The sequence below is a fragment of the Pseudomonas sp. AA-38 genome (assembly GCF_029457475.1).
Classification (GTDB): Bacteria; Pseudomonadota; Gammaproteobacteria; order Pseudomonadales; family Pseudomonadaceae; genus Aquipseudomonas.
The window spans coordinates 2847795-2862552 of the sequence record NZ_CP120359.1; the positions used below are offsets into that span (position 1 = coordinate 2847795).

The 14758-nt window shown below is 65.1% G+C and carries 18 protein-coding genes; 9 read left to right on the forward strand and 9 right to left on the reverse strand.

Annotated elements, in window-relative coordinates:
* Window positions 1–831 carry a xanthine dehydrogenase accessory protein XdhC gene (gene xdhC, locus PVE35_RS12950; RefSeq protein WP_277372031.1) on the forward strand — a complete coding sequence of 277 codons (831 nt, stop codon included), beginning with the start codon at window positions 1–3 and terminating at the stop codon, window positions 829–831.
* Between the two features lie 87 nt (window positions 832–918).
* A complete protein-coding gene (gene guaD, locus PVE35_RS12955; protein WP_277372032.1) occupies window positions 919–2223 on the forward strand; it encodes a guanine deaminase in 1305 nt (434 codons plus the stop codon).
* On the opposite strand, the gene PVE35_RS12960 is transcribed toward guaD, so the two are convergent.
* The 5 genes from PVE35_RS12960 to aroC all read right to left on the reverse strand — a co-directional run bounded on the left by PVE35_RS12960 (window position 2220) and on the right by aroC (window position 5905).
* A complete protein-coding gene (locus PVE35_RS12960) occupies window positions 2220–2774 on the reverse strand; it encodes a histidine phosphatase family protein (RefSeq protein ID WP_277372033.1) in 555 nt (184 codons plus the stop codon). The two genes, guaD and PVE35_RS12960, sit on opposite strands and share 4 nt — an antisense overlap.
* Window positions 2771–2962, reverse strand: coding sequence for a PLDc N-terminal domain-containing protein (locus PVE35_RS12965; protein WP_268183583.1), 192 nt, complete (start codon window positions 2960–2962; stop codon window positions 2771–2773). Before PVE35_RS12965 ends, PVE35_RS12960 begins: the two co-directional genes overlap by 4 nt.
* Window positions 2963–3025: 63 nt before the next feature.
* A complete protein-coding gene (locus tag PVE35_RS12970; RefSeq protein ID WP_277372034.1) occupies window positions 3026–3565 on the reverse strand; it encodes an acireductone dioxygenase in 540 nt (179 codons plus the stop codon).
* A gap of 16 nt (window positions 3566–3581) precedes the next feature.
* Window positions 3582–4733, reverse strand: coding sequence for an MFS transporter (locus PVE35_RS12975; protein ID WP_277372035.1), 1152 nt, complete (start codon window positions 4731–4733; stop codon window positions 3582–3584).
* Window positions 4734–4813: 80 nt separating this feature from the next.
* Window positions 4814–5905 carry a chorismate synthase gene (gene aroC / locus PVE35_RS12980; protein WP_277372036.1) on the reverse strand — a complete coding sequence of 364 codons (1092 nt, stop codon included), beginning with the start codon at window positions 5903–5905 and terminating at the stop codon, window positions 4814–4816.
* Between the two features lie 124 nt (window positions 5906–6029).
* On the opposite strand from aroC, the gene PVE35_RS12985 reads away from it, so the two are divergent.
* Window positions 6030–7022, forward strand: coding sequence for an alpha/beta fold hydrolase (locus PVE35_RS12985; protein ID WP_277372037.1), 993 nt, complete (start codon window positions 6030–6032; stop codon window positions 7020–7022).
* 34 nt (window positions 7023–7056) lie between these two features.
* Window positions 7057–7854, forward strand: a complete 798-nt coding sequence (locus PVE35_RS12990) for a hypothetical protein (RefSeq protein ID WP_277372038.1) — start codon at window positions 7057–7059, stop codon at window positions 7852–7854.
* A gap of 184 nt (window positions 7855–8038) precedes the next feature.
* Here PVE35_RS12990 and prmB read toward each other — a convergent pair whose 3' ends face one another.
* Together prmB and PVE35_RS13000 are read right to left on the reverse strand one after the other, a co-directional pair.
* Window positions 8039–8959, reverse strand: coding sequence for a 50S ribosomal protein L3 N(5)-glutamine methyltransferase (gene prmB, locus PVE35_RS12995; protein ID WP_268183570.1), 921 nt, complete (start codon window positions 8957–8959; stop codon window positions 8039–8041).
* Between the two features lie 60 nt (window positions 8960–9019).
* Window positions 9020–9145: a hypothetical protein gene (locus PVE35_RS13000; RefSeq protein ID WP_268183568.1), complete on the reverse strand. Its 126-nt coding sequence runs from the start codon at window positions 9143–9145 to the stop codon at window positions 9020–9022.
* Window positions 9146–9298: 153 nt separating this feature from the next.
* On the opposite strand from PVE35_RS13000, the gene PVE35_RS13005 reads away from it, so the two are divergent.
* From PVE35_RS13005 to PVE35_RS13025, 5 genes are all read left to right on the forward strand, one after another.
* Window positions 9299–9895 (forward strand): cysteine hydrolase family protein, encoded by a 597-nt coding sequence (locus tag PVE35_RS13005; RefSeq protein WP_268183566.1) that lies wholly within the window; start codon window positions 9299–9301, stop codon window positions 9893–9895.
* A gap of 266 nt (window positions 9896–10161) precedes the next feature.
* Entirely contained in the window at window positions 10162–10482 is a 321-nt protein-coding gene (locus tag PVE35_RS13010; RefSeq protein WP_268183564.1) for a hypothetical protein, read from the forward strand.
* Window positions 10483–10619: 137 nt separating this feature from the next.
* On the forward strand, window positions 10620–11180 hold the full coding sequence (locus tag PVE35_RS13015) for a Smr/MutS family protein (protein WP_277372039.1): 561 nt from the start codon (window positions 10620–10622) through the stop codon (window positions 11178–11180).
* A 64-nt stretch (window positions 11181–11244) separates the two neighbouring features.
* Window positions 11245–11790 (forward strand): GTP cyclohydrolase I FolE, encoded by a 546-nt coding sequence (gene folE, locus PVE35_RS13020; RefSeq protein WP_268183559.1) that lies wholly within the window; start codon window positions 11245–11247, stop codon window positions 11788–11790.
* A 56-nt stretch (window positions 11791–11846) separates the two neighbouring features.
* On the forward strand, window positions 11847–12215 hold the full coding sequence (locus PVE35_RS13025) for a glutathione S-transferase N-terminal domain-containing protein (protein WP_268183558.1): 369 nt from the start codon (window positions 11847–11849) through the stop codon (window positions 12213–12215).
* Between the two features lie 9 nt (window positions 12216–12224).
* Here the strand turns inward: PVE35_RS13025 and PVE35_RS13030 are convergent, their stop codons facing one another.
* A complete protein-coding gene (locus tag PVE35_RS13030; protein WP_277372040.1) occupies window positions 12225–12821 on the reverse strand; it encodes a DTW domain-containing protein in 597 nt (198 codons plus the stop codon).
* Between the two features lie 290 nt (window positions 12822–13111).
* A complete protein-coding gene (locus PVE35_RS13035) occupies window positions 13112–14677 on the reverse strand; it encodes a PAS domain-containing methyl-accepting chemotaxis protein (RefSeq protein ID WP_268183554.1) in 1566 nt (521 codons plus the stop codon).
* Window positions 14678–14758: the final 81 nt, after the last annotated feature.

The following is a 14758-nucleotide window of genomic DNA, read 5'->3' on the forward strand; positions in this document are numbered from 1 at the left end:
ATGAGCTGGATCAGCGCTCTCGCCGAGCTGCAGGACAAGGGCGAGCCCTGCGTGCTGGTGACCATAATCGAAGAGCGCGGCTCGACGCCGCGCAATGCCGGCTCGAAGATGATCGTCACCGCCGAGCGCATCTTTGCAACCATCGGCGGCGGCCATCTGGAATACAAGGCCATGGCCATGGCTCGCGAGATGCTCGCCAGCCGCACCCAGGACACCCGCCTGGAGCGCTTCGCCCTCGGCGCCAGCCTTGGCCAGTGCTGTGGCGGCGCCACCGTGCTGCTGTTCGAGCCCATGGGCCAAGCGCAAGCGCAGATCGCCGTGTTCGGCGCCGGCCACGTCGGCCGCGCGCTGGTGCCGCTGCTGGCCAGCCTGCCGTGCAAGGTACGCTGGATCGACGCGCGGGAGCAGGAATTTCCCGAGCAGATGCCGCCCGGCGTGCAGAAGATCGTCGAAGACGAAGTGGTCGATGAAGTGGCGAACATGCCCCCTGGCAGCCACTTCATCGTCATGACCCACGATCATCGGCTGGATCTGGAACTGAGCGCCGCCATCCTCAAACGTGGTGACTTCGCCTACTTCGGGCTGATCGGCTCCAAGACCAAGCGCGTCAAGTTCGAGCACCGCCTGCGCCAACGCGGCCTGGACGATGCCACGCTGGCGCGCATGCGCTGCCCCATGGGCCTGCCCGAGGTCAAAGGCAAGCTGCCCATGGAGATCGCCGTGTCCATCGCCGGCGAGGTGATCGCCAACTACAACGCCACCTTTGGTCAGGACGTGAAGAAGGGCGAATCCAGCATCGCCAGGCTGCTGCCGGCCTCGCGCCGCTCCTGATCGACTCGCAACCCGTAGGGTGCGCCGTGCGCACCATCACCCAATTCTTCGGTGCGCGCAGCGCACCCTACGCATGAGATTTGAACCATGAGTGACACCCGCAAGGCCTATCGCGCTGCCATCCTGCACAGCCTCGCCGACCCGGCGCAGATCGGCGTCGAGGGTTCCTACCAGTACTTCGAGGACGGCATCCTGCTGATCGAGGATGGCCAGGTCGCCCAGGTCGGCGCGGCGCAAGTGCTGTTGCCGAAGCTGGCCGGCGTGGAGATCCGGCACTACCACGACGCGCTGATCACCCCCGGTTTCATCGACACCCATATCCACTACCCGCAGACCGGCATGATCGCCTCCTACGGCGAACAACTGCTGGACTGGCTCAACACCTACACCTTCCCCACCGAGCGCCGCTTCGAGGACAAGGCCCATGCCAGCGAAGTAGCGGCGATCTTCCTCGCCGAGCTGCTGCGCAACGGCACCACCACCGCCCTGGTGTTCGGCACGGTGCATCCGCAGTCGGTGGACGCCTTCTTCGAGCAGGCCGAAAAGCTCGACCTGCGCATGATCGCCGGCAAGGTGCTGATGGATCGCAACGCCCCGGACTACCTGTGCGACACCGCTGAAAGCGGCTACGCCGAGAGCAAGGCGCTGATCGAACGCTGGCACGGCAAGGGCCGCCTGCACTACGCCGTCACCCCGCGCTTCGCCCCCACCAGCACGCCTGAGCAACTGGAGCTGGCCGGCAAGCTGCTGAGCGAGTACCCGAACCTGTACATGCACACCCACCTATCGGAAAACCGCCAGGAGATCGAGTGGGTGAAAGCGCTGTTCCCCGAGCGCCAGGGCTATCTGGACGTTTACCACCACCACGGCCTGACCGGCCCGCGCGCGGTGTTCGCCCATGGCGTGCACCTGTGCGACGAGGAGTGCCAGCGCCTGGCCGAGACCGGCTCGGCGGTGGCCTTCTGCCCCACCTCCAACCTGTTCCTGGGCAGCGGTCTGTTCGACCTGAACAAGCTGGAACGCCATGGCGTGCGCGTCGGCCTGGGCACCGACGTGGGCGCCGGCACCAGCTTCAGCCAGTTGCAGTCACTCAACGAGGCCTACAAGGTGATGCAACTACAGGGCAAGAAACTCGATCCGTTCAAATCGCTGTATCTGGCCACCCTGGGCGGCGCCCATGCGTTGTACCTGGACGACCGACTGGGCAACTTCCTGCCGGGCAAGGATGCCGACTTCGTCGTCCTCGACTACCACGCCACGCCGCTGCTGCGTTACCGCATGCAGCAGGCCAGGAGCCTGGAGGAACGCCTGTTCGCCCTGACCATGCTCGGCGACGACCGCGCGGTACGGGAAACCTTCGCTGCGGGGGTATCCGTGCACCAACGCGACTAAGGCGCCGGAATGCGTGCCAGCGGCTGGGCGCGCGGACTTAGCGGCAAGGGGAGAATCAGCCCTTCGCCGGAGGCGGGAAAGATCCCCGTCAGGGCGGTGATGTTGACCTGATGGGACACCAGCACCAGAGGCGCATCGGCCGGCAATTGATTGATCGTGCGGATCAGCTCGGCGGTCTGCTCGGCACCGTCGCTACGCTGCTGAAAGAGGGAATCCAGTGCCGCCAGCGGCTGCACCGGGCCAAGCTGCAGGCCGCTGGCGGTATCCCGCGCGCGGCACCAGCGACTACTGAGGATGCGCGGCCGTTCGATGCCCTGACGCGCCAGCAGTTCGCCCCAGCGCCGTGCTTCGGCGCGCCCCTGGGCATCGAGGTTGCGTTGGGTGGCGCACTGATCCAGGCGAAAGTTCGCCGGGTCCCCGGTGCCCGGCGCCGTGGCATGACGCATGAGCAACAGCGCGCGGCCTTCGCGCAGGGCCTGCCAGGCGTCGTCCGCCCCTGCTGCGGCGCTGCCGAGCGGTAACAGCAACGCCAGCAGCCACAGGCACCTCATAGCCGCACGTTACCTCGCGGCCCGGCCAGTGCCCAGATGATCAGGCCCAGCACCGGCAGGAGGAGGATCAGCAGCACCCAGAGAATCTTGATGCCGGTTTCGGCGCTGCTTTTCAGCACGTTGATGATGGCCCAGATATCCAGGGCGAAGATGGCCAGGCCGATCAGGCTGCTGAGGGTAGAGCCCATGAGAACACTCCTGTGTGAAGGCTTGCCCTCTTAGGATAGCCGGCGCCCGGCCCGGGTTCCCCCTCAATCCCCCAGCCGCGGGAAACGGCTGGCGATTTCCTCGCCCGTCAGCGCGGGCGCCTCGTCGCTGGCGCTCAGGCGCAGCACCAGGGCATGCGGCTCCTCACCCAGGTCGAACCAGTGGCGGGTGCCGGCCGGCAAGGTCAGCAGATCGCCACGCTCGCCCTGCAGCACGTACACATGGCCATCCAGATGCACGCTGAGCTGGGCGAAGCCGGCGAGGAACAACCAGGCGCTGGTCGCGCCCTGCACCTGCTCGTCCAGATGACGGGCGCGCAGCTCCAGCTTCTGCGGGTGGTTGCGCTGCAGGTTGAACAACTCCTGCCACACATAGCCCTGCTCACCCATCAAGGCCTGCAGCCACAGGCCATAGGCCGCGTCGAACTCGGCCTGCTCGCAGCCGGGGCGCAGCGCGGCCGGCAGCTCCAGTTGGCGATAGTCGATGCCCACCGCCGCCAGGGTGCTGGCGATGTCATCGGCGTGGTTCAGTACCTTGTTCGGCAGTTCCGGTGAAGTATGCAGGTGGACGGCGAGGCTGCTCATGAAGGGGTCACTCGGTTCAGGGCCGCTCGGGCGGCAGACGGGTGGCGATGATGATGGCTGCGAGCAAGGCTACCAGACTGGCGATCGCGAAGGTCCAGGCCGGGCCCAGGCCCTTCCAGCTATAACCAGCGTACAGCGCGCCGAGGGCGCCGCCGATCCCGGCCAGGCTGACATAGAGCGCCTGAGCCTGGCCCTGCTGGCGGTCGGCGAAACTGCGCTGCACGAAGTGAATGCAGGCAGCATGGAAGGCGCCGAAAGTGGCAGCGTGCATGCACTGCGCCAACAACAGCAGCGGCAGGTACTGGGCCAGGTTGCCCAGCAACAGCCAGCGCACGGCGGTGATGAGGAAACTGGCCAGCAATACGCTGCGCAGCGAATAGCGCTGCAGCAGGCGCGCCATCAGCAGGAACAGGACGATCTCCGCCACCACCCCCAGCGCCCAGAACAGGCCGATGGCGCCCCGGCTGTAGCCGACGCCCTCCAGGTGCAGGGTCAGGAAGGTGTAATACGGGCCGTTGCTCAACTGCATCAAGCCGACGCAGAGGTAGAACGCGGCAATCCCCGGACGCCGCAACTGACGCAGGAAGCCGCCCTGCTCAGGCGTGTTCGGCCGCTGCAAGGGCTGCGCATTGGGCACCCAGAAACTGCTGACGACGATACCCGCCATGATCACCACCAGCGCCGCCGGGTAGGCATCCAGGCTCAGCCACTCGAACAGCAGGCCGAGGCCGACCACGGCGACGATGAAGCCGATGCTGCCCCACAGGCGGATCTGGCTGTAGCGCGCGGCCTGCTCGCGCAGGTGGGCCAGGGTGATCACCTCGAACTGCGGCAGTACCGCGTGCCAGAAGAAGGCGTGGGTGGCCATGATCAGCGCCAGCCAGGCGTAGCTCTGATCGAGGAAGATGCCGGCGAAGCAGACCAGGGTGCACAGTGCGCCAAAACGCACGATCAACAGGCGCTGGCCGCTACGGTCGCCCAGCCAGCCCCACAGATTCGGCGCCAGGCAGCGCATCAGCATGGGAATGGCGATCAGCTCGCCGATGCGCGCCGGGGAAAAACCCAGGTGGTCGAAGTACAGTGCCAGGAACGGCGCTGTCCCCCCAAGCAGGGCGAAGTAGAAGAAATAGAAGCCGGACAGGCGCCAATACGGCAGAGAAGCAGTCATAAGCGACAAGCTTCAAGCGGCAAGCAGAAGCATCGGCACCGCCGTTGGTAACTTGCAGCTTGTGGCTTGCAGCTTGCTGCTCATAGCTGGCCCAGTACTGGCGTGGTCACGCGCACGTCGGCGTTCTGCGCGCGGTGCCGCAGCAAATGATCCATCAGCACCATGGCCATCATCGCCTCGGCGATCGGCGTGGCGCGGATGCCCACGCAGGGGTCGTGACGGCCCTTGGTGATCACGTCCACCGGGTTACCGTCGACGTCGATGGAACGCCCCGGCGTGGTGATGCTGGAGGTCGGCTTGAGCGCCAGGTGGGCGACGATGGGCTGGCCGCTGGAGATACCGCCGAGAATGCCGCCGGCGTTGTTGGAGAGGAAACCCTCCGGGGTCAGCTCGTCGCGGTGCTCGGTACCGCGCTGGGCGACGCAGGCGAAACCGGCACCGATCTCCACGCCCTTGACCGCGTTGATGCTCATCAGCGCGTGGGCCAACTCGGCATCGAGGCGGTCGAAGATCGGCTCGCCGAGGCCCGGCATCACCCCTTCGGCGACCACGGTGATCTTCGCACCGACCGAATCCTGGTCGCGACGCAGTTGATCCATGTAGGCCTCCAGCTCCGGCACCTTGGCCGGATCAGGGCTGAAGAAGGCGTTGTCCTCGACGCTGTCCCAGGTCTTGAACGGGATTTCGATGGGGCCGAGCTGGCTCATGTAGCCACGCACGACGATGCCCTGGGTGGCCAGGTACTTCTTGGCGATGGCGCCGGCCGCCACGCGCATGGCGGTTTCCCGCGCCGAGCTGCGGCCGCCGCCACGGTAGTCACGGATGCCGTATTTGTGGTGGTAGGTATAGTCGGCGTGGGCCGGGCGGAACAGGTCCTTGATCGCCGAATAGTCCTTGGACTTCTGGTCGGTGTTGCGGATCAGCAAGCCGATGGCGCAGCCGGTGGTCTTGCCCTCGAACACCCCGGAGAGGATTTCCACCTCGTCGGCTTCCTGGCGCTGCGTGGTATGGCGGCTGGTGCCCGGCTTGCGCCGGTCAAGGTCACGCTGCATGTCCTCCAGCGACAGCTCCAGGCCCGGCGGGCAACCGTCGACGATGGCGACCAGGGCCGGGCCATGGCTTTCGCCAGCGGTGGTGACGGTGAACAGCTTGCCGTAGGTATTGCCGGACATGGGACGAGGCTCCGCGAAATTCAGCTCAGGCCTGGCGCTGCGCAGGCCCGATTCACAAGGTGGGCGAGTATACCTGCCGAGAACTTGCAGTTCATCCCGAACCTTGGCCGTTCGGATACGTCCAATGCCAGTCTGCCACTACAGCCACCTCATCATGCTACGAGCCCTGCTCTTGACCCTCACCCTGATCACCGGCCTGGCCCAGGCCAGCACCACCCGGCAATTGCCCATCAGCCTCGACACCGACCAGGGCACCCTGTACGGCAGCCTGCTGTTGCCACAGAGCGACAAGCCGGTGCCGGTGGCGCTGCTGATCGCTGGCTCCGGCCCCACCGACCGCAACGGCAACAACCCCGAAGGCGGCCACAACGACGCCTTGAAGAAACTGGCCCAGGTGCTGGCGCGCCATGGCATCGCCAGCCTGCGCTACGACAAGCGCGGTGTGGCCGCCAGCCGCGCCGCCACGCCGGACGAGCGCGACCTCAGCGTCGAACGCTACGTGGCCGACGCCCAGGGCTGGGCCAGGCTGCTCAAGGACGATCCGCGTTTCGACCGGCTCATCCTCATCGGCCACAGCGAAGGCGCGCTGATCGCCAGCCTGGCCGCGCAGGATGGCCAGGCCGATGCCCTGGTGTCCATCGCCGGCCCTGCCCTGCCCATCGGCCAGGTGCTGGACATGCAACTGGCCATGCGTCTGCCACCGCCCTTGCTGGACGAGAGCCGGCACATCCTCGCCAATCTGATTCGCGGCAAACTGCAGTCGCAGGTGCCCAAAGAGCTGCAAGCGATCTATCGCCCCAGCGTGCAGCCCTATCTGATCAGCCTGCTGCGCCAGGATCCGGCGGCGAACTTCGCCGCCCTGCACATCCCCGCGCTGATCGTGCAGGGCACCCACGACGCCCAGGTCAGCCCAGAAAACGCCGAACTGCTCAAGCAGGCCAAACCCGATGCCGAGCTGGCACTGATCCCCGGCATGAACCACGTCATGCGCATCACCCCAGCGCCCTGGAAGGAACAACTGGCATCCTACGACGATCCGCAGCTACCCTTGGCCCGTGCGCTGGGTGAACGCATCGTCACCTTCATTCGCTCCAGCGCGGAGGAAAACGGCCGATAACCCGCTGAACGCATTGATCACACGCAGGACGCCCATGAGCGAAAACCCAGCCCCAGAGGCCGAACCCACGCCTGCTGAAGAAGCCGCCAGCGAAGCGCCCAGCACTCATCCCTGGGCCAATCTGCCGGCCGAGCACTTCAAGCTGCTGCGCCTGGCGCCCCTGCCGGTGGATCGCGAAACCGGCGCCCGCCCTCTGCGCTTCGTCCAGCTTGGCCGGGTCGAGCGCCATTCACGCAGCATCAGCCTGCTGCGTCTGACCCTGCAGGTGCCGGGGCAACGCCTGCACGGCGAACAGAATCTGCTGGAAGTCTGGGCCGACCACCAGCTCAAGGAAGTGCGCTTCGGCCCGGACAAGGGCCTTAGCGTCGAGCCGGCCAACCGAGGCCTGGGACGCTTCATGCTGGCTCAGGGCATCACCTGGGCGCGCAAGCGTTTCGCCCACTACAGCGTCGAAGGCGGCGCCCTGCCAACCAAGGACAACTTCAACGCAGCCGCCATCGCCCGCCGCGATCACGCACTGAAGGCGCAGGGCTTCACCATCGAGTACAGCGATCCGCTGCAGCTCAAGCCTTTCTACAGCGCGCCGCGGGTCAGCTCGCTGCACGGCGACTGGCACACCGAGAAGGTGCAGATCGTCGAACCATTGGACGCGGCGGCCATGCTCCAGCAGGCCGACCAGAACCTGCAGGAGCAGGACAAAGCGCTGCGCAAGCTGCAGGCACACGTGGATCGTCTCAAACGTGAAGACAGCAGCCTGCGCTTCACCATCACCTGCCTGGTGGCCTTCAGCCTGTTTCAGGCCGGGCTGCTGATCTGGATTGCCACGCGTTAGAGACTCGTGGTGCGCACAGCGCACCCTACGTCATCCGCAACGCCCGTAGGGTGCGCCGTGCGCACCAAGTACCGTAGGGTGGATCGCGCTTTATCGATCCACCGTTTTGGTGGATGTGAAAAGCGACATCCACCCTACGCTCTGTGTTCGCTCTACCGTAGGGTGCGCCGTGCGCACCGGGGAATCAGCCTGCGAGGCGCGAACGGAACAGCGCCTGATGCTCCCGGCACTGCTTGGCCGCCAGCAGGAACACACCATGACCACCGCGCTGGAAGTCCAGCCAGGTGAAGTCCACCTCCGGGTACAGCGCTTCGACATGCACCTGGCTGTTGCCCACCTCGACGATCAGTACACCACGTTCGGTCAGATGATCGGCCGCCTCGGCCAGCATGCGCCGCACCAGATCCAGGCCATCGTCGCCGCAGGCCAGGCCCATGGCCGGCTCGTGCTGGTATTCGGCGGGCATGTCGGCGAAATCCTCGGCGTCGACATAAGGCGGGTTGGAGACGATCAGGTCGAAACGCTGCCCCGGCAGTCCGGCGAAACCGTCGCCCTGCACGCAATAGACGCGCTCTTGCAGGCCATGATGCTCGATGTTCTGGTTGGCCACCTCCAGCGCGTCGAACGACAGGTCGGCCAGCACCACTTCCGCCTCGGGGAACTCGTAGGCGCAAGCGATGCCGATGCAACCGGAACCCGTGCACAGGTCGAGCACCCGCGCCGGCTCGGTGGGCAACCAGGGGGCGAAATGCCGGTCGATCAGTTCGGCAATGGGCGAACGCGGCACCAGCACGCGCTCGTCGACGATGAATGGCAAACCGCAGAACCAGGCCTCGCCCAGCAGGTAAGCGGTGGGCACACGTTCCTCGATACGACGTTTGAGCAAGGCCTGCAGATGGGCATGCTCGTCATCCTCGAGCCGGCAGTCGAGGTAGGCATCGTTGATTTCCCAGGGTAGATGCAGGGCACCGAGCACCAGTTGACGCGCCTCGTCCCAGGCATTGTCGGTGCCATGGCCGAAGAACAACTGATTGGCCTGGAAGCGGCTGACAGCCCAGCGGATATAGTCGCGCAGGGTGCGTAAACGGGTGTTGGGAGCGGTCATGGGCAGCCTCCGGGTGAAAAAATCACGCAGTCTAGCCCAACCGGATCACACTGTGCCCGCTTACTCGCGCTCGGAAGACGAACGTCGCTCCTGCGACGGGCGCCGCAACTCACGCAGCACCGCTATGGACACCGCCAGCGAGAACAGCAGCCAGAGATAGGGGGATAGATGAGAGATGAAGGACATGAGCAACTCCTTTTGCCTGTGACCACCTGCTTTCCTGGCAGGTTCCGAACCACCCTTGCTCTTTACCTCAGCAAGTAATGCCGCGCAAGAGGTTCACATCCCGCGCTGGCAAGCGGACAATGGCACATCATCACCATCGACCAGGAGCCCGAGATGTCCCGTCCGCAAACCATGTTCCAGCTCACCGGCCGTGGCCATGCAGCGGCCAGCCTGAGCAATGCGACCCTGGTGATCATCGATGCTCAAGAAGAATATCGCAGCGGCGTGCTCGCCCTGCCGGGCCTGGATGCCGCCCTGGAGGAGATCGCCACGCTGCTGGCCGCCGCGCGCAGTGCCGGCACGCCCATCGTCCACGTCAAGCACCTGGGCATTCCCGGCGGCCTGCTCGACCCCAGCGGCCCACGCGGCCGCCATCTGCCGGAAGCCGAGCCGCTACCCGGCGAGATCGTGGTGGAAAAACGCCTACCCAACGCCTTTGCCGGTACCGAGCTGCATGACCGCCTGCAGAGCCTCGGCCATCTGAACCTCATCGTCTGCGGTTTCATGACCCATTCGAGCATCAGCACCACGGTGCGCGCTGCCAAGGACTATGGTTATCGCTGTACTCTGGTCGATGCCGCCTGCGCCACCCGTGATCTGCCGGCACCGGACGGCAGCGTGATCGCCGCTGACGAAGTGCACCGGATCGAGATGATCGCCCTGGGTGACAACTTCGCCACCCTGGTGCCAAACGCCAAGTCGCTGGTCTGAGCTGCAGGCCCACCAGGGCACCTCTAAAAACGTAGGCGAGGCAGTCAGCGCAATACCGATGGCGGCCCCGCAAAAAACAGGCGAAGAAAGCACTGGGCCCGCATTCGGGTTTACGTGTTGTAAATGAGCATTTGACCGGGCTGGCGTTCCAGCCTGTTTTTAACGCCGCGATGGCAACGCAGGTAGTTTTTAGAGGTGCCCACCAGTGCGGAACCCCGGTAAGGCCTGTGGGGTCTTACCGCCGACAGTCTGCGAGGAAGGCCGCAATGAAACTGTCCGACGATTTCGATGCAAGCCGGCTGCGCCCGCGCCATGCCAAGCCTTGGCGCTTGCGTATCGGCGCAGCCCTGGGCGCGCTGTTCGCCGCGCTCGGCACGCTCCTGGCGATGGCCGGCGTCGCCTCCCTGGCCGGGCGCGCTCCGCGCCTTGGCTCGCTCAACGACACCGTTGGCGAAGCACTGGTGGTTCTGGGGCTTGGTCTGCTGTTGTTCTGGGCCGGGATCGCCTTCTGGCGCCGTTGCCGGCGCCGCCTACGCCGGCCGGGTGGGCTGGACATGTCTCCTCACTTGCTGAAGAAGCGTGACTGAAAGGCAAGACATTGCCTGAATTTTTTTGGGTTCATTCGTGGAATGCCTGGGGTATTGGTCTTGCCCCCCAAGCCCCTCAGACTGGCCGCCAGGAGCGGCAGGCCATAAAATGGCCGCCTGATTCGCGGAGCCCTTCCATGCAAGACGACGATCTTTCCCTCTTCCAGGCCGAACTGCGTGGCGTTAAGCCCATCAAGTACGACCGCGCCGATACCGGCAAGCCCAAAGCTGATCGCAAGCAACTGGGCGCCTTGCGCCAGGCGGCGACCATCAGCCAGGGCGAGATCAAGGTGGACGGCCTGTCCGATCAGTTCGTCATCGACGTCGGCGCCGAGGACGCCCTGTACTGGGCCGCCAACGGCATGCAGGAAGGCCAGATGCGTAAACTCAAGCTCGGCCAGATACCCTTCGACGGCAGCCTCGACCTGCACGGCATGAGCGTGGAGAAAGCGCGAGACACCCTCTGGGAGTTCATCGCCGAGGCCACCAAGCTGGAAGTGCGCTGCGTACGCGTGACCCACGGCAAGGCCGCGCGCATGGACGGGCGCAAACCGCTGATCAAGAGCCACGTCAACACCTGGCTGCGCCAGCATCCACAGGTGCTCGGTTTCACCTCCTGCCAGGCCAAACACGGCGGCACTGGCGCGGTGTACGTGATCCTCAAGCGCACCATGATGGATGGCCGCGACGAATACTGATCGCCCTTGCCAGGCACGCAGCGGCACCCTACCCTGCGCCCTTCGTTACTCAACAGGAAGCGCCATGTCCCTGGAAAACCACTACACCGCCATCCTCGGCCAGCTCGGCGAGGACGTCTCCCGCGAGGGTCTGCTGGACACGCCAAAGCGTGCCGCCAAAGCCATGCAGTACCTCTGCCGCGGCTACCAGCAGACGCTGGAGGAAGTCACCAACGGCGCCCTGTTCAGCTCCGACAATAGCGAGATGGTGCTGGTCAAGAACATCGAGCTGTATTCCCTGTGCGAGCATCACATGCTGCCGTTCATCGGCAAGGCTCATGTCGCCTACCTGCCCAACGGCAAGGTGCTCGGCCTGTCCAAGGTGGCCCGTATCGTCGACATGTACGCCCGCCGCCTGCAGATCCAGGAAAATCTCAGCCGGCAGATCGCCGAGGCGATCGAGCAGGTCACCGGCGCCCTGGGTGTGGCGGTGGTCATCGAAGCCCAGCACATGTGCATGATGATGCGCGGCGTGGAGAAGCAGAACTCCTCCATGGTCACCTCGGTGATGCTCGGCGAGTTCCGCAGCAACCCGGCGACCCGCGGCGAATTCCTCAATCTGGTTCGCTGAGCCCTTCCCCGGCCGCTCGCCCTGCGCGCGGCCGTTCGCATTTCAGGAGTCCGAACATGTTGCTCAAGGCCCTTCGCAATGGCCTGGGTCAGTTGGTGATCTTCGCCGACTGGATCAGCCGCCCGCGCAAGCTCAAACGCAGTGCCGAGGCCCAGGCCGAGGTGCAACGCGCCACGGCCGACCTGGCGCTGTATCAATTCCGCGCCTGCCCCTTCTGCGTCAAGGTACGGCGCACCCTGCACCGCCTCGACCTGCCGGTAGAGCTGCGCGATGCCAAGCACGACGCCCAGCATCGCCAGGCGCTGGAACAGCAAGGCGGTCGCATCAAGGTGCCTTGCCTGCGCATCGAGGAAAACGGCCAGAGCACCTGGCTGTACGAGTCCAAGGCGATCATCGCCTATCTGGAGCAGCGCTTCGCCGCCTGAGCGCCAGGCTCAGTCCCTGACGTGATTACGTCTGTAGGTCTGCTCGCCCATGGCCGCGATCTGCCCTTCGATCAGGGCATCGAAGGGCCGTAGCAGCGCCTGGAAGCAGCTCGGCGCTTCGAGCGTCTCCAGCGCGCTGACGATGGCTTCGATGGTCGACAACGCGTCCGCCTGCGGTGCCTTGCGCAAGCGGTAGCGCGATGTCGGCGCATTGCTCAGGCTGACACGCGGCAAGGCCGCCAGCAGCGGATTGAGATGCAAGAGCTTGCGCGCCTTGCGCCAGGTGCCGTCCGGCACCACCAACAGCAACGGCAATTGCCCTGCTTGGCGTGGCGCCAGAGGCGCGGCGTGCTCGCCTGGAAACAACAGACAGGCCTGATACCCCGGCCGCGCCAGCCACTGCGGCAGTTCGTCGAATACCTCGCCCACCCTGAACTCGGCATTGCGCAGGCCCAGCGCCGCCAGGCGCGCCGTATTGAGGGCGTGCGCAGCCTCGCTCGGGTGCTGCAGGATCAGCAACCGGGTCTGGCTATCGAGATCGGGAATCAGCGGGCACAGGCAACGGCTGAGCGGGCGCTGGCAGCGGCAACAGGTCGGACGAGACATGCCGCGCAGTGTGCCATGAACGCCGGCCGCAGGCGTAGCCCGGATGCAATCCGGGAGCCTTGCCCGAATTGCATCCGCCAGTGCCGTCAGGGAACCTCTAAAAACCTAGGCGAGGCAGCCAGCGCAATACCGATGGCGGCCCCGCAAAAACAGGCGAAAAAGCACTGGGCCCGCACTCGGGTTTACGCGTTGTAAATGAACATTTTTGATGGGGGCGCCTAGCTCGGACTCGCGCACGAGCCTGTTTTTAACGTAGCGATGGCAACGTAGGTAGTTTTTAAAGGTTCCCTTCAGCGGTTGAAACGCTCCGCCAGACTGTGCAGATAGTCGGCCATCTCTTCCAGCTCACGGCTGATGGCCGCGCCCTGATGGGCCTGCGACGCGCTGTTTTCCGAGAGCTGGGCGATGCGGGTGATCTGCCGGCTGATGTCCTCGGCCACGTGGCTCTGCTCCTCGGAAGCGGATGCCATCTGCTGGCTCATGCCGGAAATGCGGCTCACCGCTTCGCTGATGCCCTCCAGCGCATTCTTCACCGACTCCACGCTGTCCACGCTGCCCCGGGAGATCTCCTCGCCACGCGAAGCGGTGGCCACGGCGCGATCGGCCCCCGCGCGCAGAGCGGAAATGATCTGGTGGATCTGCTCGGTGGATTCACGGGTACGCGAGGCCAGGGAACGCACCTCATCGGCCACCACGGCGAAGCCCCGGCCCTGCTCACCGGCACGGGCCGCCTCGATGGCCGCATTGAGCGCCAGCAGGTTGGTCTGTTCGGCAATCGAAGTGATCACATCCGCCACGCTGCCGATGGACTGGGTGGAATTGGCCAGCTCGTTGACCGCCTGACCGATATCGGTGACCGCCTGGGCCATCTGCCGCATGGAGTCCAGGCTGCCGTTGGCCAGGTCGCGCCCCTCCTGGGCCAGACGATCCGCCTCGCTGGCGGCATTCGAGGTGTTCTGCACGTTTTGCGACACTTCCTGAATGGTGGCGGCCATTTCATTGATGGCGGTGGCCGATTGATCCGTCTCGGCACGCTGCTGATCGAGCAGGCCGGCCCCGGCACTGGCCAGTTCGGAAGCCTGCGTCGCCCGCCGTTTGACGTTCTCGCCGGCATCTTCCAGACGGGTCAGCGCGGTCTGCAGACGCGCCTCCTCACTGATCATGGCCAGATCGAGCAGTGCCTGAGCGCCCCGGTTATCGGTGTAGGTCAGGGCCACCAGTTCACTGGTGAAGGCCTTGGGGTGCTCGTCGAGGGTACGCATGATCAGCGCCCGGGTACGGTGCAACTGGTAGGCGCCCAGAGCGACCATCATGGCGAAGGTGAAGCCGACCAGCAGCCAATCCGTCATGACGGTTTCGGCTGCCAGGATGACCGCCGCTGCCAGGATCAAAGGCCAGGAGCGCACCAGGCTGTAGGTCCAGCGCTCGAAGGCCGGCACGGCAGGTTTGCCTTCACGCAGGCGGGCGTAGAGTGCTTCCGCTCTGCGCTTCTGCGCCTCGGTGGGCAGCGAGCGCACCGACTCGTAACCGACCATGCGTCCCCCCTCGTAGACCGGCGTGACATAGGCGCTGACCCAATAGAAATCGCCATTCTTCGCCCGGTTCTTGACGATACCCATCCAGGGCTTGCCCTGTTTGATGGTGTCCCACATATGGCCGAACACCGAGGGCGGCATGTCCGGATGGCGTACGAGGTTGTGCGGTTGACCGATCAGTTCTTCGCGGGTGAAACCGCTGATTGCGACGAATGCGTCATTGCAGTAGGTGATCCGGCTATCCATGTCGGTGGTGGAGATGAGGCGTTCATCGGCAGCAAAGGTGCGTTCACGCTGGGTCACAGGCAAATTCTGGCGCATGGGCGATCTCGGTGGGGTCAGAATTACAACTTTTTAAGTAGTAGCACAGCGCCAGAGGATCGCTAATCGTCGATTAGTCGT

What these genes read in the sequence shown, in the direction of transcription:
- xdhC (WP_277372031.1), top strand. Translation starts at nt 1, where the DNA reads ATGAGCTGGATCAGCGCTCTCGCCGAGCTGCAGGACAAGGGCGAGCCC.
- guaD (WP_277372032.1), top strand. Translation starts at nt 919, where the DNA reads ATGAGTGACACCCGCAAGGCCTATCGCGCTGCCATCCTGCACAGCCTC.
- PVE35_RS12960 (WP_277372033.1), bottom strand. Translation starts at nt 2,774, where the DNA reads ATGAGGTGCCTGTGGCTGCTGGCGTTGCTGTTACCGCTCGGCAGCGCC.
- PVE35_RS12965 (WP_268183583.1), bottom strand. Translation starts at nt 2,962, where the DNA reads ATGGGCTCTACCCTCAGCAGCCTGATCGGCCTGGCCATCTTCGCCCTG.
- PVE35_RS12970 (WP_277372034.1), bottom strand. Translation starts at nt 3,565, where the DNA reads ATGAGCAGCCTCGCCGTCCACCTGCATACTTCACCGGAACTGCCGAAC.
- PVE35_RS12975 (WP_277372035.1), bottom strand. Translation starts at nt 4,733, where the DNA reads ATGACTGCTTCTCTGCCGTATTGGCGCCTGTCCGGCTTCTATTTCTTC.
- aroC (WP_277372036.1), bottom strand. Translation starts at nt 5,905, where the DNA reads ATGTCCGGCAATACCTACGGCAAGCTGTTCACCGTCACCACCGCTGGC.
- PVE35_RS12985 (WP_277372037.1), top strand. Translation starts at nt 6,030, where the DNA reads ATGCCAGTCTGCCACTACAGCCACCTCATCATGCTACGAGCCCTGCTC.
- PVE35_RS12990 (WP_277372038.1), top strand. Translation starts at nt 7,057, where the DNA reads ATGAGCGAAAACCCAGCCCCAGAGGCCGAACCCACGCCTGCTGAAGAA.
- prmB (WP_268183570.1), bottom strand. Translation starts at nt 8,959, where the DNA reads ATGACCGCTCCCAACACCCGTTTACGCACCCTGCGCGACTATATCCGC.
- PVE35_RS13000 (WP_268183568.1), bottom strand. Translation starts at nt 9,145, where the DNA reads ATGTCCTTCATCTCTCATCTATCCCCCTATCTCTGGCTGCTGTTCTCG.
- PVE35_RS13005 (WP_268183566.1), top strand. Translation starts at nt 9,299, where the DNA reads ATGTCCCGTCCGCAAACCATGTTCCAGCTCACCGGCCGTGGCCATGCA.
- PVE35_RS13010 (WP_268183564.1), top strand. Translation starts at nt 10,162, where the DNA reads ATGAAACTGTCCGACGATTTCGATGCAAGCCGGCTGCGCCCGCGCCAT.
- PVE35_RS13015 (WP_277372039.1), top strand. Translation starts at nt 10,620, where the DNA reads ATGCAAGACGACGATCTTTCCCTCTTCCAGGCCGAACTGCGTGGCGTT.
- folE (WP_268183559.1), top strand. Translation starts at nt 11,245, where the DNA reads ATGTCCCTGGAAAACCACTACACCGCCATCCTCGGCCAGCTCGGCGAG.
- PVE35_RS13025 (WP_268183558.1), top strand. Translation starts at nt 11,847, where the DNA reads ATGTTGCTCAAGGCCCTTCGCAATGGCCTGGGTCAGTTGGTGATCTTC.
- PVE35_RS13030 (WP_277372040.1), bottom strand. Translation starts at nt 12,821, where the DNA reads ATGTCTCGTCCGACCTGTTGCCGCTGCCAGCGCCCGCTCAGCCGTTGC.
- PVE35_RS13035 (WP_268183554.1), bottom strand. Translation starts at nt 14,677, where the DNA reads ATGCGCCAGAATTTGCCTGTGACCCAGCGTGAACGCACCTTTGCTGCC.